The organism is Sphingomonas olei, from assembly GCF_045369765.1.
GTDB classification, from domain to species: Bacteria; Pseudomonadota; Alphaproteobacteria; order Sphingomonadales; family Sphingomonadaceae; genus Sphingomonas; species Sphingomonas panaciterrae.
In genome coordinates this window covers 29,542-55,748 of the sequence record NZ_JBIQEU010000014.1, presented here as the reverse complement: position 1 = coordinate 55,748, position 26,207 = coordinate 29,542, and the positions used below count along the sequence as shown (strand labels likewise).

General features: G+C 66.1%; 30 protein-coding genes and 2 tRNA genes. 16 read left to right on the top strand and 16 right to left on the bottom strand.

Features of this window, described 5'->3' with window-relative positions; all coding sequences use genetic code 11:
- Window positions 1-3: 3 nt before the first annotated feature.
- The 4 genes from ACH0BU_RS13905 to ACH0BU_RS13890 all read right to left on the bottom strand — a co-directional run bounded on the left by ACH0BU_RS13905 (window position 4) and on the right by ACH0BU_RS13890 (window position 3,491).
- Window positions 4-204 (bottom strand): hypothetical protein, encoded by a 201-nt coding sequence (locus tag ACH0BU_RS13905; protein ID WP_296219864.1) that lies wholly within the window; start codon window positions 202-204, stop codon window positions 4-6.
- A 35-nt stretch (window positions 205-239) separates the two neighbouring features.
- Window positions 240-2,042 (bottom strand): site-specific integrase, encoded by a 1,803-nt coding sequence (locus tag ACH0BU_RS13900; protein ID WP_500264197.1) that lies wholly within the window; start codon window positions 2,040-2,042, stop codon window positions 240-242.
- A gap of 236 nt (window positions 2,043-2,278) precedes the next feature.
- A tRNA-Gln gene (locus ACH0BU_RS13895) sits at window positions 2,279-2,353 on the bottom strand.
- A 46-nt stretch (window positions 2,354-2,399) separates the two neighbouring features.
- Window positions 2,400-3,491 (bottom strand): branched-chain amino acid aminotransferase, encoded by a 1,092-nt coding sequence (locus ACH0BU_RS13890; RefSeq protein WP_296219779.1) that lies wholly within the window; start codon window positions 3,489-3,491, stop codon window positions 2,400-2,402.
- Between the two features lie 82 nt (window positions 3,492-3,573).
- Between ACH0BU_RS13890 and ACH0BU_RS13885 the strand changes: the two genes are divergently transcribed.
- Window positions 3,574-4,062, top strand: coding sequence for a MarR family transcriptional regulator (locus tag ACH0BU_RS13885; RefSeq protein WP_082103161.1), 489 nt, complete (start codon window positions 3,574-3,576; stop codon window positions 4,060-4,062).
- Between the two features lie 50 nt (window positions 4,063-4,112).
- Here ACH0BU_RS13885 and proC read toward each other — a convergent pair whose 3' ends face one another.
- The 5 genes from proC to ACH0BU_RS13860 all read right to left on the bottom strand — a co-directional run bounded on the left by proC (window position 4,113) and on the right by ACH0BU_RS13860 (window position 7,139).
- Window positions 4,113-4,910, bottom strand: coding sequence for a pyrroline-5-carboxylate reductase (proC, locus tag ACH0BU_RS13880; protein ID WP_296219784.1), 798 nt, complete (start codon window positions 4,908-4,910; stop codon window positions 4,113-4,115).
- A 7-nt stretch (window positions 4,911-4,917) separates the two neighbouring features.
- On the bottom strand, window positions 4,918-5,430 hold the full coding sequence (locus ACH0BU_RS13875) for a type III secretion system chaperone family protein (RefSeq protein WP_046411142.1): 513 nt from the start codon (window positions 5,428-5,430) through the stop codon (window positions 4,918-4,920).
- A 59-nt stretch (window positions 5,431-5,489) separates the two neighbouring features.
- Entirely contained in the window at window positions 5,490-5,738 is a 249-nt protein-coding gene (locus ACH0BU_RS13870; RefSeq protein WP_046411144.1) for an accessory factor UbiK family protein, read from the bottom strand.
- Window positions 5,739-5,763: 25 nt separating this feature from the next.
- Window positions 5,764-6,285, bottom strand: a complete 522-nt coding sequence (locus tag ACH0BU_RS13865; RefSeq protein WP_500264196.1) for a TspO/MBR family protein — start codon at window positions 6,283-6,285, stop codon at window positions 5,764-5,766.
- A gap of 119 nt (window positions 6,286-6,404) precedes the next feature.
- Complete coding sequence (locus ACH0BU_RS13860) at window positions 6,405-7,139, bottom strand: TlyA family RNA methyltransferase (protein ID WP_136451338.1); 735 nt, start codon at window positions 7,137-7,139, stop codon at window positions 6,405-6,407.
- 179 nt (window positions 7,140-7,318) lie between these two features.
- Between ACH0BU_RS13860 and ACH0BU_RS13855 the strand changes: the two genes are divergently transcribed.
- Window positions 7,319-7,984, top strand: coding sequence for an RBBP9/YdeN family alpha/beta hydrolase (locus ACH0BU_RS13855; protein WP_125944610.1), 666 nt, complete (start codon window positions 7,319-7,321; stop codon window positions 7,982-7,984).
- A gap of 43 nt (window positions 7,985-8,027) precedes the next feature.
- Here the strand turns inward: ACH0BU_RS13855 and ACH0BU_RS13850 are convergent, their stop codons facing one another.
- From ACH0BU_RS13850 to ACH0BU_RS13840, 3 genes are all read right to left on the bottom strand, one after another.
- Entirely contained in the window at window positions 8,028-8,183 is a 156-nt protein-coding gene (locus tag ACH0BU_RS13850) for a hypothetical protein (protein WP_156167287.1), read from the bottom strand.
- Window positions 8,180-10,099, bottom strand: a complete 1,920-nt coding sequence (gene dxs / locus ACH0BU_RS13845) for a 1-deoxy-D-xylulose-5-phosphate synthase (RefSeq protein WP_046411148.1) — start codon at window positions 10,097-10,099, stop codon at window positions 8,180-8,182. Before dxs ends, ACH0BU_RS13850 begins: the two co-directional genes overlap by 4 nt.
- A 61-nt stretch (window positions 10,100-10,160) precedes the next feature.
- Window positions 10,161-10,637 (bottom strand): Fur family transcriptional regulator, encoded by a 477-nt coding sequence (locus ACH0BU_RS13840; protein WP_046411152.1) that lies wholly within the window; start codon window positions 10,635-10,637, stop codon window positions 10,161-10,163.
- A 119-nt stretch (window positions 10,638-10,756) separates the two neighbouring features.
- Here ACH0BU_RS13840 and ACH0BU_RS13835 point away from each other — a divergent pair, with 119 nt between their 5' ends.
- The 4 genes from ACH0BU_RS13835 to ACH0BU_RS13820 all read left to right on the top strand — a co-directional run bounded on the left by ACH0BU_RS13835 (window position 10,757) and on the right by ACH0BU_RS13820 (window position 14,126).
- Window positions 10,757-11,536, top strand: a complete 780-nt coding sequence (locus ACH0BU_RS13835; protein ID WP_046411884.1) for an SDR family oxidoreductase — start codon at window positions 10,757-10,759, stop codon at window positions 11,534-11,536.
- A gap of 64 nt (window positions 11,537-11,600) precedes the next feature.
- Window positions 11,601-12,974 (top strand): class II 3-deoxy-7-phosphoheptulonate synthase, encoded by a 1,374-nt coding sequence (locus ACH0BU_RS13830; protein ID WP_046411155.1) that lies wholly within the window; start codon window positions 11,601-11,603, stop codon window positions 12,972-12,974.
- A gap of 71 nt (window positions 12,975-13,045) precedes the next feature.
- Window positions 13,046-13,121: transfer RNA gene (locus ACH0BU_RS13825), tRNA-Glu, on the top strand.
- Between the two features lie 306 nt (window positions 13,122-13,427).
- Entirely contained in the window at window positions 13,428-14,126 is a 699-nt protein-coding gene (locus ACH0BU_RS13820; RefSeq protein WP_197075579.1) for a class I SAM-dependent methyltransferase, read from the top strand.
- Window positions 14,127-14,191: 65 nt separating this feature from the next.
- Here ACH0BU_RS13820 and ACH0BU_RS13815 read toward each other — a convergent pair whose 3' ends face one another.
- Entirely contained in the window at window positions 14,192-14,581 is a 390-nt protein-coding gene (locus tag ACH0BU_RS13815; protein WP_136451343.1) for a MerR family transcriptional regulator, read from the bottom strand.
- Between the two features lie 90 nt (window positions 14,582-14,671).
- Here ACH0BU_RS13815 and ACH0BU_RS13810 point away from each other — a divergent pair, with 90 nt between their 5' ends.
- The 3 genes from ACH0BU_RS13810 to ACH0BU_RS13800 all read left to right on the top strand — a co-directional run bounded on the left by ACH0BU_RS13810 (window position 14,672) and on the right by ACH0BU_RS13800 (window position 17,709).
- Window positions 14,672-15,415: a MauE/DoxX family redox-associated membrane protein gene (locus tag ACH0BU_RS13810; protein WP_136451344.1), complete on the top strand. Its 744-nt coding sequence runs from the start codon at window positions 14,672-14,674 to the stop codon at window positions 15,413-15,415.
- Window positions 15,412-16,638, top strand: a complete 1,227-nt coding sequence (locus ACH0BU_RS13805; protein ID WP_500264195.1) for a hypothetical protein — start codon at window positions 15,412-15,414, stop codon at window positions 16,636-16,638. The genes ACH0BU_RS13810 and ACH0BU_RS13805 overlap by 4 nt, the downstream gene beginning before the upstream one ends.
- A 213-nt stretch (window positions 16,639-16,851) precedes the next feature.
- Window positions 16,852-17,709: an SDR family oxidoreductase gene (locus tag ACH0BU_RS13800; protein ID WP_046411218.1), complete on the top strand. Its 858-nt coding sequence runs from the start codon at window positions 16,852-16,854 to the stop codon at window positions 17,707-17,709.
- Window positions 17,710-17,820: 111 nt separating this feature from the next.
- Here ACH0BU_RS13800 and rpsT read toward each other — a convergent pair whose 3' ends face one another.
- Together rpsT and mutM are read right to left on the bottom strand one after the other, a co-directional pair.
- Window positions 17,821-18,084 (bottom strand): 30S ribosomal protein S20, encoded by a 264-nt coding sequence (gene rpsT, locus ACH0BU_RS13795; RefSeq protein ID WP_046411219.1) that lies wholly within the window; start codon window positions 18,082-18,084, stop codon window positions 17,821-17,823.
- A 94-nt stretch (window positions 18,085-18,178) separates the two neighbouring features.
- Entirely contained in the window at window positions 18,179-18,994 is an 816-nt protein-coding gene (gene mutM / locus ACH0BU_RS13790; RefSeq protein ID WP_125944670.1) for a bifunctional DNA-formamidopyrimidine glycosylase/DNA-(apurinic or apyrimidinic site) lyase, read from the bottom strand.
- 46 nt (window positions 18,995-19,040) lie between these two features.
- On the opposite strand from mutM, the gene ACH0BU_RS13785 reads away from it, so the two are divergent.
- Genes ACH0BU_RS13785 through ACH0BU_RS13755 form a run of 7 tightly spaced genes read left to right on the top strand, consistent with a single transcriptional unit; the run spans window position 19,041 to window position 25,327 of the window.
- Window positions 19,041-19,772, top strand: coding sequence for a class I SAM-dependent methyltransferase (locus ACH0BU_RS13785; RefSeq protein ID WP_136451347.1), 732 nt, complete (start codon window positions 19,041-19,043; stop codon window positions 19,770-19,772).
- 38 nt (window positions 19,773-19,810) lie between these two features.
- Window positions 19,811-21,358, top strand: a complete 1,548-nt coding sequence (gene ubiB, locus ACH0BU_RS13780) for a 2-polyprenylphenol 6-hydroxylase (protein ID WP_296220902.1) — start codon at window positions 19,811-19,813, stop codon at window positions 21,356-21,358.
- A 1-nt stretch (window position 21,359) separates the two neighbouring features.
- On the top strand, window positions 21,360-22,469 hold the full coding sequence (locus ACH0BU_RS13775; protein WP_136451349.1) for a hypothetical protein: 1,110 nt from the start codon (window positions 21,360-21,362) through the stop codon (window positions 22,467-22,469).
- The gene (coaBC, locus tag ACH0BU_RS13770) at window positions 22,466-23,698 is read left to right on the top strand and encodes a bifunctional phosphopantothenoylcysteine decarboxylase/phosphopantothenate--cysteine ligase CoaBC (RefSeq protein WP_136451350.1); all 1,233 of its coding nucleotides are present in this window, start codon (window positions 22,466-22,468) and stop codon (window positions 23,696-23,698) included. The genes ACH0BU_RS13775 and coaBC overlap by 4 nt, the downstream gene beginning before the upstream one ends.
- Complete coding sequence (gene dut, locus ACH0BU_RS13765; protein WP_046411233.1) at window positions 23,695-24,132, top strand: dUTP diphosphatase; 438 nt, start codon at window positions 23,695-23,697, stop codon at window positions 24,130-24,132. Before coaBC ends, dut begins: the two co-directional genes overlap by 4 nt.
- A complete protein-coding gene (locus ACH0BU_RS13760; protein WP_296220903.1) occupies window positions 24,129-24,566 on the top strand; it encodes a hypothetical protein in 438 nt (145 codons plus the stop codon). The genes dut and ACH0BU_RS13760 overlap by 4 nt, the downstream gene beginning before the upstream one ends.
- Window positions 24,557-25,327 (top strand): HesA/MoeB/ThiF family protein, encoded by a 771-nt coding sequence (locus ACH0BU_RS13755; protein WP_296220904.1) that lies wholly within the window; start codon window positions 24,557-24,559, stop codon window positions 25,325-25,327. Before ACH0BU_RS13760 ends, ACH0BU_RS13755 begins: the two co-directional genes overlap by 10 nt.
- Here the strand turns inward: ACH0BU_RS13755 and galU are convergent.
- Window positions 25,316-26,188, bottom strand: a complete 873-nt coding sequence (gene galU / locus ACH0BU_RS13750) for a UTP--glucose-1-phosphate uridylyltransferase GalU (protein ID WP_136451354.1) — start codon at window positions 26,186-26,188, stop codon at window positions 25,316-25,318. The genes ACH0BU_RS13755 and galU overlap by 12 nt on opposite strands.
- Between the last annotated feature and the right edge of the window lie 19 nt (window positions 26,189-26,207).

Here is a 26,207-nt window from a genome sequence, read left to right as displayed (position 1 = left end):
AAATCACCCTACAGGCCGCACCCGGTCATCTGCACTGCCCACCTGCACGGTTTTCTCAAGAAATGAGCCGTGGATGGCTTTTGGTCGGCCGCGCTTGTGCAGATGCAGACTGGTGCGACCGAAGAGGGACTGCTTTTTCCGAAACCCGTCGTTCCCAAACATCCTCTTGAACGGCAGCAAAGTCCCAGATTCGGCCATCTTCACCACATTCTATCCCGTTACTAGCCGACCAAATAAAATCATCCACCGCTCTTCACTCGAGCGGGACGAGGCTGGCGGCTGGAGGCGGGCAGGAGACGCGTCGCCCGCGGCTGGAGGCGATCGGTCACCTTCGGGATTTGGTCCACGGCCTCCTTCAACCGGGTTAACCGCGCCGCCTTCGAGTAGCGACCGGCAGTTTCCCCACTCATGGTATGCCCAACGAGATCGGCACGGGTTTCGAGGAATACCTCACGGTGCTTCAACTCCGTCGTGACCGTGTGCCGAAACGAGTGGATGGCCTGGCCCGGCTCGATGAAGTCCAGCTTCCTTGCGATCTTCATCCACCAATTCTTGTAATAGACGTCGCCATAGCTCCGCTTGCCCGAAGCGGTTCGGAGCTCGGGAAACAGCGTTGTCTCGCCCGCGGCACGAAGCGCCTTGACGTAGTCTGGCAGCCCGAGCCGCATCAGTTCGTCGGCGAATGGCACTAGTCGAACCGCCGCCCTGTTCTTGACGCGCCCGCCGTTCTCGTCGGTGATCGCGAAGAACCAGATTCCGTTCTCCTCACCGATGTCGTCTAGCGTCAGCTGGCAGATCTCCTCGCGCCGGCAACCGGTGTACCACGCGATGGGCAGCACCCAAAAGCCCGCGTCGTGCCAAATTTCGGCCCCCTGCTCGAGCCGACGACCGAGTGATCGCGACCCGGTCCAGATCGGCAGACGAAACAGGCACCGTCCTTCTTCCTCGGTATACGCGTCGCGCTGATCGCGTGCGTCGCGATCATCCTCATAGAGGAAGTCCGACCAGTCGATGGTGGCAACGCCGTCGACCTGCTTGGTGACCCATGCCATCAGTTCCTTCAGGAAGAGAAAGTGGCGGTTCGTGCTGGTCGATTGGAGACCGATCGTCTTCGGGTCTCGTGCACCGGCCTTGATCTCCGCCTCTGCCTCGCGGCAAATTTCCTCGAGCGACATCGCGTCGTGGCGCCGCGACTTGTGGTGGCTGACGGGCAGACGGGAGAAATGCTCGTTGAGCCGGACCACGTCTTCGCGCGCGACGAGGCGTATAGGGCGGGCACCATAACTCTTTTCAAGCAGGCGCGCCGCCGACAGGAATTGGGTACGGGTCTTTTCCGTCCAGCGCGCCTTGCGTCTCGCGTCACCGACGATCTTTGGATTGTCGGCAATGAATCGCTCCGCAGCCTCGGTCGGCGTCATCGACGCCCACGGCTCGGCCACCTCTGGCTCGCGCGGCGGAACCGGAGCAGGAACAGCCGCCGGCGCGGCGGCAACAGCGGCGCAGGGCATCGGCGCGGCCGGAACACGATCATCGGTCATGGCCGCCCACATCGTCGCCGGATCGACGAGCCGACGCCGATATTCCAGCGCGGCCGCCAGCCGTCCTTCAAGATTGACCTTCCGGGCGATGTCGAGATTGTCCTCGGTTTCGACAACGCCCGCCGTTCGAAGATCCTGAACGGCCTTGTCATGCGACCGTTCACGCCAGTCCGGTCGATCGGCGAAGAAGTCGATGAGCGTCTCCTTCTGCTCGTCCGTCAGCCCCGGAAAGCGCGTCTCGACGTGTTGGCGGCTGCCCAGGTTCTCCGGGACGCCGTGGACGACAAAATCCCTCAGCATCGCCTCGTATATGCCGACGAGACCCTCGATCATGAAGGTCGCGTCGGGTTCGGTACGCTGGTAGCCGACGTGGACCTGCTCGAGATGATCGCGCATCCCCTCCATCGCCTTGCGGAAGATGCCCGCCTTCTGGACGGTCGTCAGGCTTGAGGCTCGGCAATCCTGGCCCAAGGTCATCTTCAGCGTCTCGCTCTTCGCGGTCATTGCGCACCCCATGCTGCGCGCCACCGCCTGGGCGGTCGTTCGAAGGCTGAGGCGTAGGGTAAAAGGCTTACCATCCTGGAAACGGACGGTACGGCGCCAGTAATAAACGGCGCCTCGGCGCTCGACGTTCTGGATAGCGGGCACGGCATCTCCACATGGAGCCGTCACACCCACCGGCCCAATCCAGTGGCTGCAACCGATTTCCTGCCGCTATAACAACAACTTAAATGGCGAATTGGCTGGGGCGGCAGGATTCGAACCTGCGAATGCCGGTACCAAAAACCGGTGCCTTACCACTTGGCGACGCCCCAGCAGAACGCGGGCGCCTATAACGGGCGCGCGCGAAGTGCAATGGCCTTAGGCGATCGGATGCAGCCAATTGTGCGGATCAGGCGCGCGGCCGCGCTGGATGGCGGTCAGGCTGTCGAGGAACCGCTGCGTAATCTGCCCCGTGCCGCCCGAGCCGATGGTGAACGCATAATCGGGCCCGGAGACCTGCCCGATCGGGGTCACGACGGCCGCGGTACCGCAGGCGAAGCTTTCGACCAGCCGCCCGCTGTCCGCATCCGCACGCCATTGATCGATCGAATACAGCTCCTCACGTACGGTGAGCCCCGCGCCACGGGCAAGCTGGAGAATCGAGTTGCGCGTGATGCCCGGCAGGATCGTTCCCGTCAGCGGCGGCGTCTGGATCGAGCCGTCGTCGAACACGAAGAAGATGTTCATGCCGCCCAGTTCCTCGATCCAGCGGCGTTCCGTCGCATCGAGGAACACCACCTGGTCGCATCCGCGGCGGATTGCCTCCTGCTGCGCGACGAGGCTGGTGGCGTAATTTCCGCCGCACTTGGCAGCGCCGGTGCCGCCAGGTGCGGCACGCGAATAATCATGGCTCACCCACAGCGAGATCGGCCGGACGCCGCCCTTCCAATAGGATCCGGCGGCCGACGCCAGCACCATGTACAGATACTCCCCGGCCGGCTTCACGCCCAGGAACACCTCGCTCGCGATCATGAACGGCCGCAGGTACAGCGACCCGCCCTCCACCGCCGGGAACCAGTCGGCATCGGTCTTTACCAACGCCTCGATCGAACCGATGAACAGATCGTCGGGCAGCTCGGGCATCGCCATGCGGCGGGCGGAATCGCGGAACCGCGCGGCATTGGCGGCGGGACGGAACAGCGCGAAGGACCCGTCATCATGACGATAGGCCTTCAGCCCTTCGAAGATCTCCTGCGCATAATGAAGCACCGCGGTTGCCGGATCGACCGACAGCGTGGTGCGTGCGGTGATCTTCGCATCATGCCACCCTTTCGCTTCGCTCCAGCGCACCACCGCCATATGATCGGTGAAGACGCGGCCAAACGCCGGGTCGCTGATCTGGGCGGTGCGTTCGGACGCCGGGATCGGCGAGGAATTGGGTTCAAAGGCGAATTGCGCAGGCGTCGGCACGGAAAAAAGCTCCTGGCAGGCGCAACAACCGCGCCGTTGACGGGGTTGCGGTCGGGTAGGCCCGATGGCAATGCCGGTCAACATGGCTGCCCCGACGTCCTCCGCCTCTCCGCTCTTCCTGCGCGAGCCTGAAATTCGCCGCGGTATCGAGCTGCTGTACTTCGGAAGCGCCCATATCACGCGGTCGATCGATCGCGGCCTCGCGCGTCACGGTCTCGGCCGGGCGCACCATCGCGCGCTCTACTTCATCGCGCGGAAGCCCGACATGGCGGTCTCCGATCTGCTCGCGCTGCTGGGGATCACCAAACAGTCGCTCGGCCGCGTACTGAGCGAATTGACCGAGCGTGGCTATGTCGAGGCGCGGCCTGGCGAGCGGGACCGCCGCCAACGACTCCTGCGCCTCACCAAGGAAGGTGAAGCGTTCGAGGCCGGGCTGTACGACGCGCTCCGCGAACGGCTCGCTGCCGCCTATCTGGAGGCTGGCCAGGGTGCCGTGGGCGGGTTCTGGGCCGTCCTGCAAGGGTTGATCCCCGAGGAAGAGCGTCCCCGGATCGACGCACTGCGCGGCTGAGCCGTCGCCCCGGCCGCCGAACAGCGGCCGGTGGATGTCGGCTTGTCAGATCAGCCGCGCGCCGCCGCGGCCAATTCCCGGTTCCGTTCGAAGCTCGCGCTCAGCGTCGCTTCCAGCAGGTGATTGAGCGCCGCGTCACGATCGAGGACATTGAGCCCCTCGCGCGTCGACCCGCCGGGACTCGCCACCCGATCGGCAAGCACCGCCGGGCTGACGTCCGCGCCGGCGGCCATCGCTGCTGACCCTTCCACCGTGGCGAGCGCAAGGCGCGCGGCCTGCTCACGCGGCAGGCCCAGTCGCTCGCCGGCGGAAGCCAGCGCGTCGATGAACCGGAACACGAACCCCGGACCGCAACCCGAAAGGGCAGTCACCGCGTCGAAAAGCGCCTCGTCGGCGATCCATTCGACCTGACCGAGCGGACGGATCAGCGCCTCCGCGGTGTCTCGAACCGCCTGGTCGGTGGACGTCGCATGAAGCGCCGTCACCCCCTTGCCAATCGCCACCGGCAGGTTGGGCATGGCACGCACGATCGTGCCCGCCGCGATGCGCGCCGCCAGTGCCGATTCCTCAACTCCCGCCAGGATGGACAGGAGGATCGCAGGGCGGATACTCGCGATCGACGGGGCGACCGTGTCCAGCAACTGCGGCTTGACGGCGAGCACGATCACCTCCGGCGCAGACTCCTGCGGCGGCGCGGCGAGAATCCGTACCCCCGCCGGTACGTCAGGCGCGCCAGGATCGACAACGGTGATCGCGGATGGCGGCAAGCCCTGCGCGATCCAGCCGCGCAGCATCGCGCCACCCATGTTGCCGCAACCGATCAACCACAAGGAACTGGGAAGGCTCATGACCGGCTCAGGCCTCGCCCTGCGTTTCGATCAGCGCCGCCGCAATGGCGTCGCGCGGCGATTTCCCGCCCCACAGGACGAACTGGAACACCGGATAGAAGCGCTCGCATTCGTCGATCGCGGTTTCCACCAGCACTTGCGCCGCGTTGAGCGACAGCGTCGCCTCCTCCTCGGTCTGATCGACCACGGCGGCATGGCGGTACAGCAGGATCCCGCTGGACGACCACATCTCGAAATGGCCAAGCCACAGCTGTTCATTGGCGAGGCCGATCGTCTCGTACACCGCTGCGCGCGCATGTTCCGCGACCTTCACGTCCGGAAACGCCAGGAACTGCAACACCCCATCCTCTTCGCGCCACAGGGCGCGAAGCTCATATTCGGTCCAGCTGCCCTTCACGCTCGCGCTGATCTCGTCGTCATGGCGGTCGTACGACCAGCCATGCGCCGAGAAATAGTTTTCGAGCATGTCCAGCGGGGCTTCGGGTTCGTGATCGTGATCGGCTTCGTCGAGCATCACCATCTTATCGCACGGGTTAGCCCCGCAACGCAAAGCACGCGCCGCAGACAGTTGTGGATAGATCAGCCGTTCTGGCGCGCTTCCAGTGCATCCAGTCGCGCGCGAAGCGCATCGGCCTCGTCACGTGCCGCAACCGCCATCGCCTTCACCGCCTCGAACTCGTCGCGGCTCACGAAGTCCAGGCCGCCGATCCACTCGCGCGCTCGCTCCCGCGCGCCGGACTGCGCCTCGCGCCCTACACCCGCCAACGTCCCGGCCGCGCCGTTCACCAATTTCGCCAGATCATCGAACAGCCGGTTTTCGGACTGCATGTCGCCAAAGCCTTTCGGTAGAGAATCAACCCATGACTTGGGAGGTTCGGGCGCTCGGCACAAGGGTTTCCGCGTCGGGGTTGAGCTGATCGATCCGCCACGTCAGCACCGCGGCAAAGCTCAGCCACACCAGATAGGGGACCATCATCCACGCCGCCGCCTTGCGGATCCGGGCAAAGGCAACGGTGGTGGCGATCGCCAGCAGCAGCATCACCGTGATCACCAGCAACGCGGCGCCAACCCGATGCGCACCAAAGAACAGCGGAGTCCAGGCAAGGTTCAGCGCAAATTGAGCCGCGAACAGCCCCACCGCAGCCGCCCGTCCCCGTGCCCCGCGCGCGTTCAGGATCGCAGCAAGCGCAAGTCCGAGCAGAATATAGAGCGTCGTCCAGGCGACCGGGAACACCCAGCCCGGCGGCGTCACCGCCGGTTTCTCCAGCGCCTGATACCACAGGTTCTGATCACCCGAAGGGACACTGCGGCCCGACAGAAAGCCCAGCAGCATGATCAGCGGGACACATACGAGCGCCCATCGCACGAACGACATGCGCAACTGGCTCTTGGACGCTAATGCCCCCACATTTCCTCCGCGGCGTTTTGCGTCGCCTAACCATGGCCCGCAGCGATCGTAAACCGCGCACGATCATCATCAATCGCGCAAGTGCCTCAATTGCGGACAGCCGCGAGCAGGAACTCCACATTCCCTTCCGGCCCGGTGATCGGACTTTCGCTCACGCCTTCGACACGCCACCCCTGCGTTTCGAACCAGGCCGCCACCTCGTCGCAGACGCGCCGGTGAACGGTCGGGTCGCGCACCACGCCGCCCTTCCCCACTTCCTCGCGGCCCGCCTCGAACTGCGGCTTCACCAGCGTCAGCGCGCGGGCGGCGGGCTTGGCGAAGCGCAGCGACACCTCCAGCACCTTGGCAATGCCGATGAAGCTCGCGTCGCACACGATCAGGTCGACCGGCTCGGGAATATGTGCATCGGTCAGGATGCGCGCGCTGGTCTGTTCATGAACGATCACGCGCGGGTCCTGCCGCAGCTTCCAGGCAAGCTGGTTGGTGCCGCTGTCGACCGCATACACGCGCGCCGCACCGCGACTCAGCAGCACGTCGGTGAAGCCGCCGGTGGATGATCCCACATCGATGGCGACGGTCCCCGCCACGTCCCAGCCGAAATGGTCAAGCCCATGCGCCAGCTTGATGCCGCCGCGCGACACCCAGGGATGGTCCCGGCCGCGCACGTCGAGCGTCACATCCTCTGCGAAGCTTTGCCCCGGCTTCTCCACCTTGCGATCACCGACATAGACCAGCCCGGCCATGATCAGCGCCTGCGCACGGGTGCGCGATTCGGCGAGGCCGCGATCGACGAGCATCTGATCTACGCGAGACTTTGCCATGCCGGCCCTATCGCCCCCCGATCGCTTCGTCGCAAGCGCTGCTCGATCCGACCTTGTGGCGGAACTGAGTCATTGCCCATGGATTTGATGGGATATAGAAAGAGGTCGAGGTCGCGATGCCGGGCGTCCCCCTAGAGCACTGGCACCGCGGCCTCGCCCCGACGGACAGGAGCACCATCATGGGCCATTTTTCGTCCAGCATCGCGCGGCCGCCAACCGTCCTTACGGTTCCCGGCCTCGGCAATTCGGGTCCGGCGCATTGGCAGACTCTTTGGGAACAAGGCCGCCTCGACACGCACCGTGTCGATCTCGGCATGTGGGATACCCCGCATCGCAACGCCTGGGTGACGAAGCTCGACCAGGCAATCTCCAGCGCGCAGGCCCCCGTCATCCTGGTCGGGCATAGCCTGGGATGCCAGGCGATCGCCTGGTGGGCGTCGCTCAGCCCGCAACCCTATGGATGGCCAGTGGCGGGCGCCCTGCTCGTCGCGCCTGCCGACGTGGATCGCGAGGGCGCACCGGCGGAGCTGAACACCTTCGCCCCCGCACCCCGAATCCCCCTGCCCTTCCCCTCGATCCTGGTTGCGAGCACCGACGATCCCTGGGTCTCGATCGAGCGTGCGCACAGCCTGGCGGCGGATTGGGGCAGTTACTTCGTCGATGCTGGCGCACAAGGCCATCTCAACGCGGCCAGCGGACTTGGCTGGTGGCCCGAGGGTCAGGCCCTGCTCGACCGAGTGATAGAGGCCGCCGGCGGGCCGCATGGCGAAGTCAGGGCGCCAGGCGATGCCCGCGCGATCCTCGCCCGCCCGCATGATTACACTGCGCATGAGGCACGCAACTGAGGCGGACGGCCACCGGCCACCGGCCACCGGCCACCGCGCGCGATCAGGAAGGTGGCAGCGCCTCGTCGCTTTCCTGTTCGGCGCGCAACGCCGCGATCCGCCGCGCTTCCTTCAGGCGGCGCCACAGAGCGAGATTGAAGCCCGCCATCGCCACCACCAATATGGCAGTGGCGAGGATGACCTTGGTCCAGCCGCTCACGCGCCCACAGCGGCGCCGGTTTCGTTCCAGCGCAGCGCCTTCAGCACGGTTCCGACGATCCCATCGGCATCAAGCCCTGCCGCCGCATATTGCGCCTGCGGCGTATCCTGATCCTGGAAGACATCCGGCAGGCGCAGCGTGCGCAGCTTCAGCCCGCCATCGATCAGCCCCTCGTCGGATGCCATGGTCAGGACATGCGCGCCGAGGCCGCCAACCGATCCTTCCTCGATCGTCACGGCAACTTCGTGGCTGGACAGCAGGCGACGGATCATCGCCTCGTCCAGCGGCTTGGCAAAGCGAAGATCGGCCACCGTCGTCGACAGGCCCTTGGCCTCCAGCTGATCCGCCGCCTTCAGCGCCTCGGCCAGCCGGGTGCCGAGCGACAGGATCGCCACCGTCTTGCCCTCGCGCACGATGCGGCCCTTGCCGATCTCCAGCAGTTCGGGGGTCCCGGGCAGCGGCACGCCGGTGCCGTTGCCGCGCGGATATCGCACCGCGATCGGGCCGGAATCATGCTCGACACAGGTATGGACCATGTGGACCAGCTCGGCCTCGTCCGCCGCCGCCATCACCACGAAATTGGGCAGGCTCGCCAGATAGGTGATGTCGAACGATCCGGCATGCGTCGCGCCGTCAGCGCCAACCAGCCCCGCACGATCGATCGCGAAGCGCACCGGCAGGTTCTGGATCGCCACGTCATGGACCACCTGGTCATAGGCGCGTTGCAGGAACGTCGAATAGATCGCGCAGAACGGGCGCATGCCCTGTGCCGCAAGGCCAGCGGCGAAGGTCACGCCATGCTGTTCGGCAATGCCCACGTCGAACGCGCGATCGGGATGGCGCTGCGCGAAGCGATCGACCCCAGTGCCCGACGGCATGGCCGCGGTGATCGCGCAGACCCGCGGGTCGCGATCCGCCTCATTGGCCAGCGCGTCGCCGAACACGTTCTGATAGGCCGGCGGCCCCGGCGGCGCCTTCGCCTGCGCGCCAGTCACCACGTCGAACTTCTGCACACCGTGATATTTGTCGGATGCCGCCTCGGCCGGGGCATAGCCCTTGCCCTTCTTCGTCACGACATGGACCAGGATCGGGCCTTCCTCCGCGTCGCGCACATTCTCGAGCACCGGGATGAGGTGTTCCAGATTATGCCCGTCGATCGGGCCGACGTAGTAAAAGCCCAGCTCCTCGAACAGCGTGCCGCCCATCGTCATGCCGCGGGCGAATTCGTCGGTCTTGCGCGCTGCATTGTGAAACGGCCGCGGCAGACGCCGCGCCAGCTTCTTCATCAACTCGCGCACCGACAGGAATTCGCGGCTGGAAACGATGCGCGACAAATAGGCCGACAGCCCGCCGACCGGCGGCGCGATCGACATGTCATTGTCGTTCAGGATCACGACCAGCCGGTTGCCTGCGGCCTCGGCGTTGTTCATCGCCTCATAGGCCATGCCGGCGGACATCGCGCCGTCGCCGATCACCGCGATCGCCTTGCCCGGCTGGTCGGCCAGCTTGTTGGCGATGGCAAAGCCAAGCGCGGCCGAGATCGAGGTGGAACTGTGCGCCGCGCCGAACGGATCGTATTCGCTCTCGCTGCGCTTGGTGAAGCCGGAAAGGCCGCCGCCCTGCCGCAGCGTGCGGATACGGTCACGCCGCCCGGTCAGGATCTTGTGCGGATAGCATTGGTGCCCGACGTCCCAGATCAGGCGGTCGCGCGGCGTATCGAACACATAGTGGATCGCGGTCGTCAGCTCGACCACGCCCAGCCCCGAACCAAGGTGCCCGCCCGTGGAGCCAACCGCGGAGATCGTCTCGGCCCGCAGTTCGTCGGCAAGTTGGCGAAGCTGTTCAGGGGCCAACTTTCGAAGGTCGGCCGGCGTCGAAACGGTATCGAGCAACGGCGTCTGAGGCAGATCGGTCATCGTGCGGCGCTTACCCCAGCGGTTGGATCGTGTCGAATGGTACGGGTTCCTGCCACGTCGATCATCGGGCGGTACCGGCGCAGGCGGCGCAGCGGCCGCGCACCTCGATCACCGGGCGCACCGGTGAAAAGCCAGCGGCAGAGGCCGCGTCGCGGACCCCGCCGGTCAGGCGGTCATCGTCAAGATGAGTCGTCTGCCCGCACGAATCGCACACCAGGAAAATGCAGTCATGCAGGCAATCGGGGTGCGCATTGGCGACATAGGCGTTGGCGCTCTCCACCTTGCGGGCCAGGTTCGTTCCGACGAACAGATCCAGGATGCGGTACACGCTGTTGGCGGCAACGCGCCGCCCCTCCGCCTTGGAAACGGCGTCGGCGATATCATAGGCGCTCGCCGGCTTATCGAACCCGGCCAGCGCGCCAAACACGCTGGCGCGCATCGCGGTCCATTGCTCCCCGGCACGTTCCAACGTTGCCTGGGCTGCCTCGGCCAGGTCTGCACCCTGCGGTTCGTGATGATCGTGATGAGCATGCGCCATGATCTGGATTTAGGCAGGCGTGCACCGCGCAGCAAGCACGCGATACCGCCCGCGCCCTTGCGATGGTGACGCCGCCTGCCTCTCTCCCCTATGATCCGGCCTCGATCGGGAGAATGTTCATGGATCTTGGCCTGTCCGGCAAAACCGCCATCGTCTGCGCGTCCAGCCAAGGGCTGGGCTTCGCCTGCGCGCAGGAACTTGCCCGCGCCGGCTGCCGTCTCGTCATCAACGGCCGCGATGCCGATGCGGTCGAGCAAGCAGCCGCGAAGCTGCGGCAGGATGCCGGCGTGGAGGTGATCGCCATCGCCGGCGACATCGGTGATCCGGCGGTGCAGGCCGATCTGGTCGCCGCCGCCGGTCGGCCAGACATTCTCGTCAACAACAACGGCGGCCCGCCCCCGCGCGGTTTCCGCGATCTTGACGAGGCTGCGATCCACGCCGGGCTCGATGCCAATATGGTCACGCCCATCCGTCTCGTTCAACAGGTCGTCGACGGGATGATCGAACGGCGCTTCGGCCGCATCGTGTGCATCACCTCCGGGTCAGTGAAGGCGCCCGCCGGCGGCCTTGATCTTTCCAGCGGCGCGCGCATCGGGCTGACCGGCTTCCTCGCCGGCGTCGCGCGCGAAGTGGCGAGCGCCAATGTCACGATCAACTTCCTCCTCCCCGGCCTGTTCGCCACCCGCCGCTTGCCCGCCGTCATGAACTTCGCCGCCAGATCGCAGTCGATCGATGTCGAGACGGCAGAGGCGCGCAGCCGCGATCGCATCCCGGCCAAGAGGTTCGGCGATCCGGCCGAATTTGGCGCAGCCTGCGCCTTTTTATGCTCGGATCGCGCCGGCTTTATCACCGGGCAGAGCCTCCTGATCGATGGCGGCGCCTACCCGGGCGTGCTATAAAGTACAGCTTGTTTGCGCGCTGCGACATTTTCTTGCATGGCCGCGCGCCGAAAGGAAACTTGCCATGGCCTCCAATTGGGCCCCTCATAGCTGGACCTCTCACGAGGCTCGCCAACTCCCCGACTACCCCGATCAGTCCGCGCTGACCGCCGCGACCGATACGCTGCGCAGCTTCCCCCCGCTCGTCTTTGCCGGCGAAGCGCGCAATCTGACCGCTGAGCTCGCGCGTGTCGCGGCCGGCGACGCCTTCCTGCTGCAGGGCGGCGATTGCGCGGAAAGCTTCGCCGAGTTTCATCCCAACAACATCCGCGACACGTTCCGCGTCATCCTACAGATGGCGGTGGTCCTCACCTATGCCTCGAAGCTGCCGGTGGTGAAGCTCGGCCGCATGGCCGGCCAGTTTGCGAAGCCGCGCTCCGCCCCGACGGAAACGATCGATGGCGTCGAATTGCCCAGCTATCGCGGCGACAACGTCAACGACATCGGCTTCACCCCGGAATCTCGCACCCCTGATCCGAAGCGCATGGTGCAGGGCTATGCCCAGTCCGCCGCGACGCTGAACCTGCTGCGCGCCTTCGCGCAGGGCGGTTACGCCAATCTCGCGCAGGTGCATCGCTGGACGCTGGATTACATGGGTCGCAGCCCGTGGGCGGCGAAATATGCCGAAACCGCCGATCGCATCGGCGAGGCGCTCGATTTCATGGCGGCGTGCGGCATCGATCCCGAAACCGTGCCCCAGCTCGCGCAGACAAGCTTCTACACCAGCCATGAGGCGCTGCTGCTTCCTTATGAGGAGGCGATGACCCGGCAGGATTCGCTAACCGGCGACTGGTACGATACGTCCGCGCACTTCCTGTGGATCGGCGATCGCACCCGGTTCGAGGGCTCGGCGCACGTCGAGTTCCTCCGCGGGATCGGCAATCCGATCGGCGTGAAGTGCGGACCGACGTTGGAGCCCGACGTGCTGCTGCGCCTGCTCGACACGCTCAATCCCGGCCGCATCCCCGGCCGCATGACGCTGATCACCCGCTACGGCCATGACAAGATCGAGGCGGCCTTCCCCAAGCTGCTGCGCGCCGTCACGCGCGAAGGGCATCCGGTGGTCTGGAGCTGCGATCCGATGCACGGCAACGTCGTGAAGGCAGCGAACGGCTACAAGACCCGCCCGTTCGAGCGGATCCTGGCCGAGGTCCGCGGCTTCTTCGCGGTTCACCGCGCAGAGGGGACGCACGCCGGCGGCATCCACGCCGAAATGACCGGGCAGAACGTCACCGAATGCACTGGCGGCGCCGTCGACGTCACCGAACAGACGCTGGCTGACCGCTACCACACGCATTGCGACCCGCGCCTCAACGCGGGGCAGAGCCTGGAGATGGCCTTCCTGCTCGCCGAAATGCTCAACGCGGAGATGGCGGAGCGCCGCAAGGCAGCCGCCTGAAATGAAAAAGGATGTCGCGGTGGGTTGACGACCCGCCGCGACCCCCGTAGAGGCGCCGCTCCCGCTTGCACGGCCCCTTCGTCTAGCGGTCTAGGACGTCGCCCTCTCACGGCGAAAACACGGGTTCGAGTCCCGTAGGGGTCACCAGCGCACAGCCTCCGGGCGTGCCACGCTGCCGGTGCAAGGCGTCTCCCGCCGCCGATCAAGATCAACCGCATCACGGCGTCTCCCGCCGCAAGCGGTATCCAACAGAGCTCGCCGGATTTTCTCATCCGTATCGGGCGAGAAGACCGACCTGCAACCTTGCCGACCGCAGGTGACCGTGCTGCAACCCGGCGGCGATTGACCAAGGGGGGACTTCATGCGGTGGCTTGACGCGCGCGACGAAACGACTGGGAGGAATAATCCCGCCTACCCCGACAAGCTGTTCGCTGCCCTCGGCGCCCGTGGTCTATGCGCGAGTCGGCGATGGTGAGTCTCGCTGCGCCCACGACTCGCGCCGACAAGGAGATCGAGGCAGAGATCGATGGCTCATCCTACCGGCGAAGGCGGCTCCAGCGCTTTGTCGATCATATGGAACGGCACTGTCTGACGGATGGGCGACAGATCCGGGTGCTCGATCTGGGCGGGTCAAAGGCCTATTGGCAGACGACCAGACCAGTCTGGGAACGGCTCGATCTCGATATCACCATCGTCAACCTGGGCGCCCCGACACTGGATGACGGATGTTATCACCTGCGCCCCGGCGACGCCTGCCACATGGCAGATCATCCCGCGAACACGTTCGACATCGTCCATTCGAACAGCGTGATCGAGCATGTCGGTCACTGGCGCGAGATGACGGCAATGGCTGCGGAAGTCCGCCGCCTCGCCCCACACTATTTTGTTCAAACCCCGAACATGTGGTTCCCGCTGGAGCCGCATTTCCGCACCCTCGGGTTTCACTGGTTGCCGGAGGCGTTGCGAATGGAACTGCTGATGCGCCGCGGCTTTGGCTTTCGCGCCCGCCAGGACAACGTGGGTGCAGCGATCGCGAACGTGCAGTCCGTCAACCTCCTGACCGCACGACAAATGCAGCATCTCTTTCCCGATGCCGTCATCGAGCGCGAACGCGTTATGGGGCTGACCAAGTCACTGATCGCCATTCGCTGACGCCCGGCGGCGCGCGTCAGCGCCCTTCATTTCCTTGTCGGCGAGCGCACCAGAACGTGCGCCCGCTACCCCGCAAACGCCTTCAGGATCGGGCACGGCCCGGCATTGCCCGAGGCGCAGTCGCGCTCCAACTCGCTCAGCCAGTTGCGCGCCGCCTGCAGGTCCGCGATCCGGCGATCCAACTCGGCAATCCGCTTCTCCGCCAGCGCCCGGGCACGCGCCCGGTCCTGTGCAGCGTCCAACGCCAGCAATTCCCCGATCTGCTCCAGTGAGAAACCGGCACCCTGCGCCGCGCGAATGAAGCGCAATCGCCGCACATCTTCGCCGTCATAGCGTCGCACGCCGTTGGCGGGCCGCTCGGGCTCGCTCAGCAGTCCGCGGCGCTGATAATAACGGATCGTCTCGACCCCGACGCCGCCCTCGCGCGCCAGTCCGGCAATCGTCATCGATCCCATGCCTGCCACCCCATTGACTCCGTACCATAGTACAGAACCTATATCGGCCTCCGAACGCACCGAACAAGGACCGGCGCGTAAGGAGCTTCAATGACCATGCGGCGCGACAAGACAGCCGTTCTATACCGGATGGTGCTGCCCGACCATCTGTGCCCCTCCGGCCTGAAGTCGAAATGGCGGCTGGAACGTCATGGCTATGTCGTCGAGGATCGCCCGCTGCGCACCCGCGCGGAGGTGGACGCGTTCAAGGCGGCGCACGGCGTACAGACCACGCCGCAGACCTTCATCGACGGGCAGCGCATCGGCGGCAACGACGATCTGACACGCTTCCTGGGCAAGCGGATGCCCGCGCCGGGCGAGACCAGCTATCGCCCGGTGATCGCGGTCTTCGCGATGACCGCGCTGATGGCGCTCGCCGCCAGCCTCGCCGCCTTCGCCACCCCCTTCACCGAACAGGCGGCGATGTGGTTCGTCAGCCTGTCGATGTGCGTGCTCGCGCTGCTGAAGCTTCAGGACGTGGAACGGTTCTCGACCATGTTCCTCTCCTACGATCTGCTCGCCCGGCGCTGGGTGCCCTATGCCTATCTGTATCCCTTCGGAGAGGCGCTGGCCGGGGTGCTGATGACGGCGGGCGTGCTCGACTGGATCTCGATCCCGCTCGCGCTGCTGCTCGGCGGCGTCGGCGCGGTGTCGGTGTTCAAGGCGGTCTATATCGATCGGCGCACGCTGAAATGCGCCTGTGTCGGCGGGTCGAGCAACGTGCCGCTGGGCTTTGTCTCTCTTACCGAAAACCTCTTCATGCTTGGGATGGCGATCTGGATGCTTGTACGATGAAGACGATGATGACGTTGGTCGCCGGCGCTGCGATCGCCCTCCCGGCGGCGGCCCGTGCGCAGGAGCCGTCGCAGGCCGCCGACGCACACAGGGCGCAAGGCCATGGCCATCATCACACCGGCCCGGCCACGCCGGCAGCACCGCCCTCACCAGCCGCGCCGACGACGCAGGGCGACCCACACGCCGGGCACGACATGCGTGAGGCCGTGACGCCTCAGGCGGGCGCGCATGCCGCTCACAGCGGCCACGGCCAGGAACCGCAACACGACGCGCCGATGATGGATCATGCCGCACATGGCGCGGCCGCCATGAACCATGGCGCGGATCATCAGATGCCGGCGATGCTTGGCCCCTATGGGATGAGCCGCGAGGCATCGGGCACGGCGTGGCAACCGGATAGCTCGCCGGTGCTCGCCACCATGTTCCACGCCGGCGACTGGATGGGCATGGCGCAGGGCAATGCGACGCTGGTTCATTCCGACCAGGGCGGTCCGCGCGGCGACCGGCACAATTTCGTCGAATCGATGGCGATGGTCATGGCCAATCGCCCGATCGGCGAACATGGCCGGCTGGGCCTTCGCGGCATGTTGTCGCTCGATCCCTTGATGGGTCGCCGCGGCTATCCCTTGCTGTTCGCGGTCGGCGAAACGGCGGACGGCGTGAACAAGCTGGTCGATCGCCAGCATCCGCACGATCTCTTCATGGAGCTTGCGGTCAGCTATTCGCACGATCTGGGCAATGGCCGCGCCGCCTTCCTTTACGCCGGCCTTCCTGGCGAGCCCGCGCTTGGCCCCCCCACCTTCATGCATCGCCTCTCCGGGCTCGATAACCCGGAGGCGCCGCTCGGCCACCATTGGTTCGATTCGACCCACATCACCTGGGGCGTCATCACGGCAGGTCTCTCCACCCGCACCTGGAAGATCGAGGCGAGCGCCTTCAAGGGCCGCGAGCCGGACGAGAAGCGCTGGGACATCGAAACGCCGCGGCTCGACAGCTGGTCGGTCCGCGCCTTCTGGAATCCGACCGCCAATCTGTCGCTCCAGGCGTCCACCGGCTTCCTGAAATCGCCCGAGCAATTGCACCCCGACGAAAATGAGCAGCGCACGACCGCCTCGGCGACGTGGAACAAGCCACTCGGCCCGGGCGCGAACTGGGCGACGACCGTGGCTGGCGAGACCACCGAAGGCGAGGCGCACATCGCGAGTGACCGGCAGCGCGCTTAAGCCCTTCTACGGCGACGATGGGTTGAAGAGCTTCATGGTCTATACCCGGCTCAACTTCGGCAATCGCTCATTGCGCTAGGCACGCGGCGGCTGCCGGCATCTTGCGTGCCCGCAGCCGCCGGATAGGCTGATCTGTGTTTAGGGAGCGTGGATCGCGCGGAACGGCCACCGTTCCCGCGACTTGTTGATGGCATCCCCATCATGAGGAATGCCATGCCCCGCCGTCCTGAACCGCCCTACCCCGAACAGCAGCAGCCGATGCCCGGCCGCACCGCGCCGATGGATCCGCGCCCCGATCATGGCGAGGACAGCTATGTCGGCCACGGCCGCCTGCTCGACCGACGCGCCCTCGTCACTGGCGCCGACAGCGGCATCGGCCGCGCCGTCGCGATCGCTTATGCCCGGGAGGGCGCCGATGTGGCGATCAGCTATCTCGACGAACATGAGGATGCCGAGGAGACCAAGCGGCTGGTGGAGGACGCTGGCCGTCGCGCAATCCTGCTGCCCGGCGACATCAGCGATCCCGCCCATGCCCGCGCCATCGTCGCCCAGACGGCAGAGGCGTTCGGGCGGATCGACATCCTCGTCAACAATGCCGCCCATCAGGCCACCTTTGCCCGGCTGGAGGATATCTCCGACGAAGAATGGCAGGTGACCTTCGCCACCAACATCCATTCTATGTTCTATCTGGCGAAGGCAGCCGTCGCGCACATGAAGCCGGGCAGTTCGATCATCAACACCAGCTCGATCAATGCCGAGGATCCCAGCGAGCAACTGCTCGCCTATGCGACGACGAAGGGCGCGATCTACAATTTCACTGCCGGGCTCGGGAAAATGCTGGCCGATCGCAAGATCCGCGTGAACGCGGTCGCGCCGGGCCCGATCTGGACGCCGCTGATCCCGTCCACGATGCCGGTCGAAAAGGTGAAGAACTTCGGCAGCGACACGCCGATCGGCCGCGCCGGCCAGCCGGCAGAGGTGGCGCCGCCCTATGTCTGGCTCGCCAGCGACGAGGCCAGCTACATCACCGGCGCGACCATCCCGGTCACCGGCGGCCGCGCCTTCCTCTGATCGGGCGAGTTGCGACGCGACGAGCGCGCACGGCAAAAGGCCGGGTGGCACCAAAGCCACCCGGCCTTTTCGCTATCCTCGGCCTCCCCTTTTCCGGGAAGGCCCGCTGGATCAGGCGAGCGCCGACAGGCGCTTGGTCAGACGCGAGAACTTGCGGCTGGCAGTGTTGCGGTGGAGCACGCCACGCGCGACGCCACGCTGCAGTTCCGGCTGAACCGCTGCAAGGGCTGCCGATGCGGCCGTCTTGTCACCCGCTGCGAGCGCTGCCTCGACCTTCTTCACGAAGGTGCGGATGCGGCTCACGCGCGCACCATTGATTTCGGCCCGGCGCTGGTTGCGGCGGATGCGCTTCTTCGCTTGCGGCGTGTTCGCCATTTACAGTCCTCGAAATATCGGTCGATGAAAAAAGGGCGGCGGGAACACCCATCGCCCTGGAAGCCGCTGCCCTTAACGATATCGCTCGTCTTGGTCAACCGCGCTGGCACGTCGGACACCAGAAGGTGGAACGTCCGCCCTCTGCATAACGCTGCACCGTTCCGCCGCAAGCGCACGGCTGCCCTTCGCGGCCATAAACCGCGAATTGCTTGGAAAAATACCCCAGTTCGCCGTCCGGCCGGGCATAATCGCGCAGCGACGATCCGCCCGCTTCGATCGCCGACAGCAGAACCGCCCGAATCGCCTCGACGAGTCGCTCGAGTCGCGCCAGCGATATTCGCCCCGCCGCGCGCTTGGGGGAAATGCGCGCCAGGTACAGCGCCTCGCAGACATAGATATTGCCGAGGCCCGCGACGATGCGCTGGTCGAGCAGCATCAGCTTGATCGATGCCCGCCGGCCATGCAGCGCCTGTTTAAGGCCGGCGGCGGTCAGTTCGGGGCCAAGTGGTTCCGGACCCAGGCCGATGAACGCCGGAAACGACCCGATGTCCGAGCTCGGCCACAGGTCCACCGAGCCAAATCGGCGCGGATCGTTCAGCGCGACACGGCGCCCTGCGTCGGTCTCGATCACCAGGTGGTCGTGCGGCAGCAGCTCCTGCGGATCGACCCGCCACCGCCCCGACATGCCCAGGTGAAAGATCATCGCCTGGTCGCGATCGGTATTGATCAGGCCATATTTCGCCCGTCGCCCGAGGCTCGTGATCGTCGCGCCGGTCATTACCTGCCTCAGGTCATCCGGGAAGGGCCGGCGCAGATCGGGCCGGCGCAGCTCCAGCGAGACGACCCGCGCGCCTTCCAGCACGGGGCGCAGCCCTCTCACCGTGGTTTCGACTTCAGGTAATTCCGGCACCTGCGCCCCCTAGCCCGCTGCGCTGCACCGGGCTAGAGCCGCGACCATGAGCGAAACCGTCTCCTTCGGCTACGAGGACATCCCCGCCACGGAGAAGACCGCCCGCGTCGGCGGCGTCTTCACCAACGTCGCCAGCCGCTACGATCTGATGAACGATGCCATGTCAGGCGGCATGCACCGTTTGTGGAAGGACCGCTTCGTGCGCCGCGTGAAGCCGCGCGCCGGGGAGCAGATCCTCGACATGGCCGGCGGCACCGGCGACATCGCCTTCCGGCTCGCGACATCCGGCGCATCGATCACCGTCGCTGACATCAACCCCGCGATGCTTGAGGTCGGCATGAAGCGGGCACAGGACCGCGGCATCGACGGCCTGGTCTGGACGGAGGCGAACGCCGAATCGCTGACCTTCCCGGACCGTTTCTTCGATGCCTACACCATCGCCTTCGGCATCCGGAACGTGACGGACATTCCCGCCGCCCTGCGCGAGGCACATCGCGTGCTCCGCCGCGGCGGCCGCTTCTTCTGCCTTGAATTCTCGACCACCACCTGGCCGGGGTTCAAGGAGGTGTACGACACCTATTCGCACAAGATGGTGCCGAAGCTGGGCCAGCTGCTCGCGCAGGACGCAGACAGTTACCGCTACCTCATCGAATCGATCCGCCGTTTCCCCGACATGCCGACGTTCGAGGGCATGATCCGCGACGCCGGCTTCACCCAGACGAAGGTGGAGCCGCTGCTCGGCGGGCTGGTCGCGATCCACAGCGGCTGGAAGATATGATCGCTGCCCGTCCCCTCTCCCCGGCGTGGGAGAGGTAAGTGACCAGTTCGATCGTCCATAGCTGGCGCCTGCTCAAATGGGGCCGCACGCTCGCCCGCCACGGCGCGCTGCGTGGCCTGGAGCAGGATCCGAACACCCCGCCTCGCGTGCGGCGGATGCTGCGCCTCGCCCGCTTCGGTGCGCGCGTGCCGGCGCAGCCGGGCTATGCCGATGCGTTCGAGGCGATCGGCCCCGCCGCGATCAAGCTCGGCCAGACGCTCGCCACCCGTCCCGACATCGTCGGCGACGAGGCGGCGCTCGACCTCCTGCGCCTGCAGGACGCGCTCCCGCCCCTACCGTTCAGCGTCATCAAGCCGCAGATTGAGAAGAGCCTCGGCCGCCCGCTGGAAACCCTCTTCGCCAGCTTCGACGAAACCCCAGTCGGCGCCGCGTCGATCGCGCAGGTCCACCGCGCCGTCACTATCGACGGTCGTCCCGTCGCGGTCAAAGTGCAGCGCCCCGGCGTCGAGGCCGATTTCGCCGAAGCGATCGACACCTATGAATGGGCCGCGGCTCAGCTTGAGGCCGCGGATCGCAACGGCGGCGGCGAGATCACCCGGCTCCAGCCGCGGCTCGTCATCGCCACCTTCAAGCGCTGGACGGCGCGCGAACTCGATTTCCGCCGCGAAGCCGCCTCCGCCAGCGAACTGGCCGAGGGCATGGCCTCGGAGCCCAATTTCCACGTGCCGGCGATCGACTGGGCACGCACATCAGGAAAGGTGCTCACGCTCGAATGGATCGATGGCATCAAGCTGTCGAACCGCGAGGCGCTCGCGGCTGCCGGCTACGACCTTCCGCTGCTCGCCCAGACGCTGATCCACGCCTTTTTGCGCCAGGCGATCGCCGAGGGGTTCTTCCACGCCGATCTCCATCAGGGCAATCTCTTCGCCTTGCCCGGCAACCGCATCGCGGCGGTCGACTTCGGCATCATGGGCCGGATCGATCGGCGGGCGCGAATCTGGCTCGCCGAGATCCTCTACGGGCTGATCACCGGCAATTACCGGCGCGTCGCCGAGATTCACTTTGAGGCGGGTTACGTCCCGCCGCACCATGATGTCGCCGAGTTCGCCACCGCGTTGCGCGCCGTGGGTGAGCCGATGCGCGGCCTCCCGGTGAAGGAAATGTCGATCGGGATGATGCTCGATGGGCTCTTCTCGATCACCCGCGACTTCGACATGGTCACCCAGCCGCACCTTCTGCTGCTGCAAAAGACGATGGTGATGGTCGAAGGTGTCGCGACCGCGCTCGATCCCGACATCAACCTTTGGGAGACCGCCGGGCCGCTGGTCGAGGAATGGATCCGCACCGAATTGGGGCCGGAAGCCGCCATCGCCGACCGCATCGTCTCGGACGTAAAGACGCTGTACCGCCTGCCCGAACTGGTCCGCCGCATCGAGGCACGCTTCCCGCCGCCCGGCGGCGCGCCGCCCGCGCCCCCGCTTCGCGAGATTGAGGTCGTGCGGATCGGCGGTGGCTGGCGCTATGCCGCGGTTGGCCTCGCCAGCGCGCTCGCCGGGATTGCGGCAACCTGGACGATGATCGGCTGACATGCGTACGGCCGTCGGCCGCCCTCTCCTGCTCGCCGCGCCGTCCCGCTTTGTGGGATTGCCGCGACCGCGCGCGCGCCTGTTCCTGGCGCTGCTGGCGCTGCTTCTGCTCGCCTCGCTGACGGCGCTCGGCACTCCGTCGCTGCAGCAGGCCGCAGCCCCGGTCGACGATCAGGCGAGTGCGATCGTTTATGGCTCGACAGTCGACGCGCTGCGCCACGGCGCGGATTATTATTCCGCGGTCATCGACGCGCTGCGTGCGGGCGACCGACCGGTCCGGCCCTGGGTCGCGGTGCGGCTCCCCACGCTGTCGGTGATCCAGGCCAGCGTCAGCCCAGTGGCCGCGGCGCTTCTGCTCTACGCGCTTGCCCTGCTGACACTCGCGTCATGGTGGCGCCGCCTTCGTGACATTCTGCCGCGCCCGATCCCCCGCCTCGCCGCGACCCTGCTGGCGGCGGGTGGCATGGGGACGGCACTGCTCGGGCAGCAGGTCACCGAACACGAACTATGGGCAGGGCTGATGATCGCCCTGTCACTGGCCATTCGCTTACCGGGACGCACCATGGCGTCGGTCGCGATCGGCCTATGCGCGATGCTGATTCATGAGGGCGCGGCGCTGTTTGCCATCATCATGGCTGCATTCGCGCTGGCGGAACGCAATGGGCGCGAGATGCTGGGCTGGGGCATTGCGGCCATCGTCTTTGCCGCCGCGCTCTGGTTCCATGCCCGCGCCGTCGGCGCCGTCACCGGACCGCTGGATCAGCCGTGGATCGGGTGGCCCGGCATCCTGGGCTTCGGCTTTGCGGTTCGCTCGCTTATCACGGCGACGCTCCTGTCGATCGCGCCCTTGTCCCTCGCGGCTATGGCGATGGGTCTGGCGATTGCCGGATGGTCCGCCTGGCGCGATCCGCTCGCCGCGCGCGTGCTGGCGACGCTCGTCGGATATCTCCTCTTCCTGTCGCTCGTGGCGCCGACGGACCTGTCGGGCCTTGCCTATCTTGTTGCGCCTGTTTCGCTGATCGGGCTCATCTTCATCCCCGATGCGCTGCGCGATCTGCTGCGCGCAGCGCTCGACAGACGCCGCATCACCGTGACAAGAACGGCTTCATGAGCCGCATCCTCCTGATCGTCGGTGGCGGAATTGCCGCATATAAGGCGTGTGAGATTATCCGCTTGCTCCGCAAGGGCGGGCATAGTGTCCGCTGCGTCCTTACCGAGGGCGGCAGCCACTTCGTCACGCCCATGACGCTGGCCGCCTTGTCGGAACAGGAAGTTCACACCACGCTGTGGGACCTGAAGGACGAGGCAGAGATGGGCCATATCCAGCTCAGCCGGCAGGCCGATCTGGTGCTCGTCGCGCCGGCCACCGCAGACCTGCTCGCCCGCATGGCCGGCGGACTGGCGAACGATCTCGCCACCACGCTCCTGCTCGCCACGGACAAGCCCGTGCTTGCCGCGCCTGCGATGAACGTGCGCATGTGGCAGCACCCCGCAACCCAGCGCAACGTCGCGCAGCTGCGCGCCGACGGCGTGCGGATCATGGCCCCCGATGAAGGGGCGATGGCGTGCGGCGAATTCGGACCCGGCAGATTGCCGGAGCCGACGGCGATCGTCGCCGAGGTGGAACGGCAGCTTGGCCTGGCGCCGGCGCCCGCAGATGCCGTCGGTCAGATTGCGGCACCGGGCGCTCGCCTTGCCGGCAAGCATGTGCTGGTCACCGCCGGCCCGACACATGAGCCGATCGATCCGGTGCGGTACATCGCCAATCGCTCCTCCGGCAAACAGGGCTTCGCGATCGCCGGCGCACTGGCCGCGCTTGGCGCTCGCGTGACGCTCGTTGCCGGCCCGGTGTCACTGCCGACCCCACCTGGTGTGAGCCGTATTGATGTCGAGACCGCGCGCGAGATGCACGCCGCAGTCGACGCCGCCCTTCCCGCCGATGCCGCGGTGCTGGTGGCGGCGGTTGCGGACTGGCGTTCGGACGGCGCGGCCGAGCAGAAGATAAAGAAAGACGGCACGGGAACGCTTCCGGATCTGCGTCTCGTGGAGAATCCCGATATCCTCGCCGGGCTCGGTCGTGGCTCACAGCGTCCACGTCTCCTGATCGGATTTGCCGCTGAAACCGAGAATGTCGTTCCTCACGCCCAGGCCAAGCTCGCGCGAAAGGGCGCCGACTGGATCGTCGCCAATGACGTCTCGGGAGACGTCATGGGCGGCGAGGCCAATGCGGTCCACCTCGTGTCCGCGGCCGCAGTAGAAACGTGGGAACATATGCCGAAGCAGGCCGTGGCGGATCGTCTCGCCGCGCGCATTGCTGACGCGCTGGAGAATGTGTCGTGATCACCATCAGCCTTCGTCGTTTGCCGCATGGTGCCGACCTCCCCCTTCCTGCTTATGCAACCTCGGGCGCGGCTGGCATGGACGTGGTCGCTGCGGAGGATGTCACCCTTGCGCCCGGCGCACGGCATGCGGTGGCGACGGGATTTGCGATCGCGATTCCGGAAGGTTTCGAGGTTCAGGTGCGCCCCCGCTCCGGCATCGCGCTCAAGCATGGAATAACCTGCCTCAACACCCCCGGCACGATCGATTCCGATTATCGGGGCGAGGTGAAGGTGATCCTCGCCAATCTTGGCGATGCACCTTTTGAGGTCAAACGTGGCGATCGCATCGCGCAGCTTGTCCCGGCGCAGGTCACGCGGGCCGCGCTGATCGAAAGCGCAGACCTGGACGAGACGGATCGCGGCAGTGGCGGCTTCGGGTCGACGGGGCGGTGAGCGTCATCCTCCTGGCACTCGCGCAAGCGGCGCAGGTGACGGCGTTCGTGTCCCGGTCAGAGGGCGAGGAGGCCCCGCCGGTGCTGACTGTGGCTGCGACGCAGGAAAGCGCCGCCAGCGTCCCGGGCGACCTGTCCGGTCTTCCCGAACTGAAGTTCCGTCGCCGGCGCACGATGCCGCCCGCCCTCTCCTCCTTCGTCCGGGATGAGGTCGCGGCGCGGCGCTGCGAGGCGGCCGACAAAAGGTTGCGGGTCAATCTTGCAGTGCTTGTCGCGGAGGACGGCCAGTTGCGCCGGATCCATCCGCAAGCGATCGGCTGCCCCACCGTCGAACAATATGCGTCCGGCGTGATGCTCAGCATGGCGCGCGCCAACCTTCTGCCGGTCGGCGAGACTCGCTGGTTCCGCACATCCCTGCTGTTCCAGTGGCAGTAACGATCGGGCCGGAAGAGCGCGAACGCTACGCGCGCCAGATCATCCTGCGCGAAATCGGCGGCTCGGGTCAGCGACGGTTGAAGGGGGCTACGGTCGCGGTGATCGGCGCTGGCGGGATTGGCGCGCCGGCGATCGCCTATCTCGCGGGAGCCGGGCTTGGCGAAATTCGCATCGTCGACGACGATCGCATCGACATTTCCAACCTTCAACGCCAGATTCTGTTCGACGTGGCCGACACCGGCGCGTTCAAGGCCGAACAGGCTGCAAAAGCGGCCGAATGCCGCAACCCCTTCGTGACAGCCGCGGCCATTGTTCGCCGGATCAACGCCGGCAATGCGGAAGAACTGCTGCGCGGGGCCGACGTCATTCTGGACGGCTGCGACAATTTCGCGACCCGCCTCATCGTTGCCGATGCGGCGCTACAACTCCAGATCCCCCTTGTCTCCGCTGCAGTCGGCCAGTTCGAGGGGCAATTGGCCGTATACCGCGGTTGGGAAGCTGACCTCCCCTGCTACCGCTGCCTCGTCGGCAGCGCACCCGATCGCGACGAGGCAACCTGCTCAGAACAGGGCATTCTTGGCCCGGTCACCGGTGTTCTCGGCAGCATGGCGGCACTGGAAACGATCCGCGCCATTACCCCTTTCGGCGCCGATCCCGCGGGCAGGCTGACGCTGATCGACCTGCTGGACTGTCGCTTTCGTACCATCCGTGTGCCGAAGGATCCGGCCTGCCCCGCCTGTTCTCCACGCTCAGGCGAGTAGCGCTTCCGCAAAGGCGCGCACCTCGGGCCCGATGTCGTCCCGCTCAAGTGCCAAGGCAAGATTCGCCTTGATGAAGCCGGACTTTCCCCCGCAATCGAACCGACGCCCCGAAAATGTGTAGCCGTGAAATGGCTGTTTGCCGATCAATTGCGCCATGGCATCGGTCAGCTGTATCTCGCCGCCGGCCCCCTTCACCGGCGTATCGAGGATCTTCATCACTTCCGGTTGCAAGATATATCGGCCCGGTGTCATCAGGTTTGACTTGGCAGTTCCCGGTGCGGGCTTCTCGATAACTTCCAGAACCTCCGTCAGAGGCCCGTCGACGGCACCAGGAGTGATAATCCCGTAATTGTGAGTCTCGCTGGGGGAAACCTCGAGCGCGCCGATCAGATTGCCGCCGACGCGCTCATACGCTTCCACCATCTGCGCCAGAAAGCCCGGCGTTCCGACCATCAGCTCGTCCGGCAGGAGAACGGCAAAAGGCTCATCGCCCACGATCTCACGCGCACACCAGACCGCATGGCCCAGACCCAGGGGTTCCTGCTGGCGGACATAGACGGGAGAACCTGGCGCCTGCCGAATATTGTCAATTAACTCCAGGCCCTTGCCGCGACTCTTCATCGTTGCCTCTAGCTCGAAGGACACATCGAAATGATCCTCGAGCGTCCCCTTGCCACGACCGGTGACGAAGATGATCTGCTCGATCCCAGCTTCTCGAGCCTCCTCGACCGCATATTGGATCAGCGGCTTGTCGACGACGGTCAGCATCTCCTTCGGCATCGCCTTGGTGGCCGGAAGGAAGCGCGTCCCAAGCCCGGCCACAGGAAAAATGGCCTTACGCACCGGCTTGAAAGAGGACATCGCTGTTTTCTCCCGATAG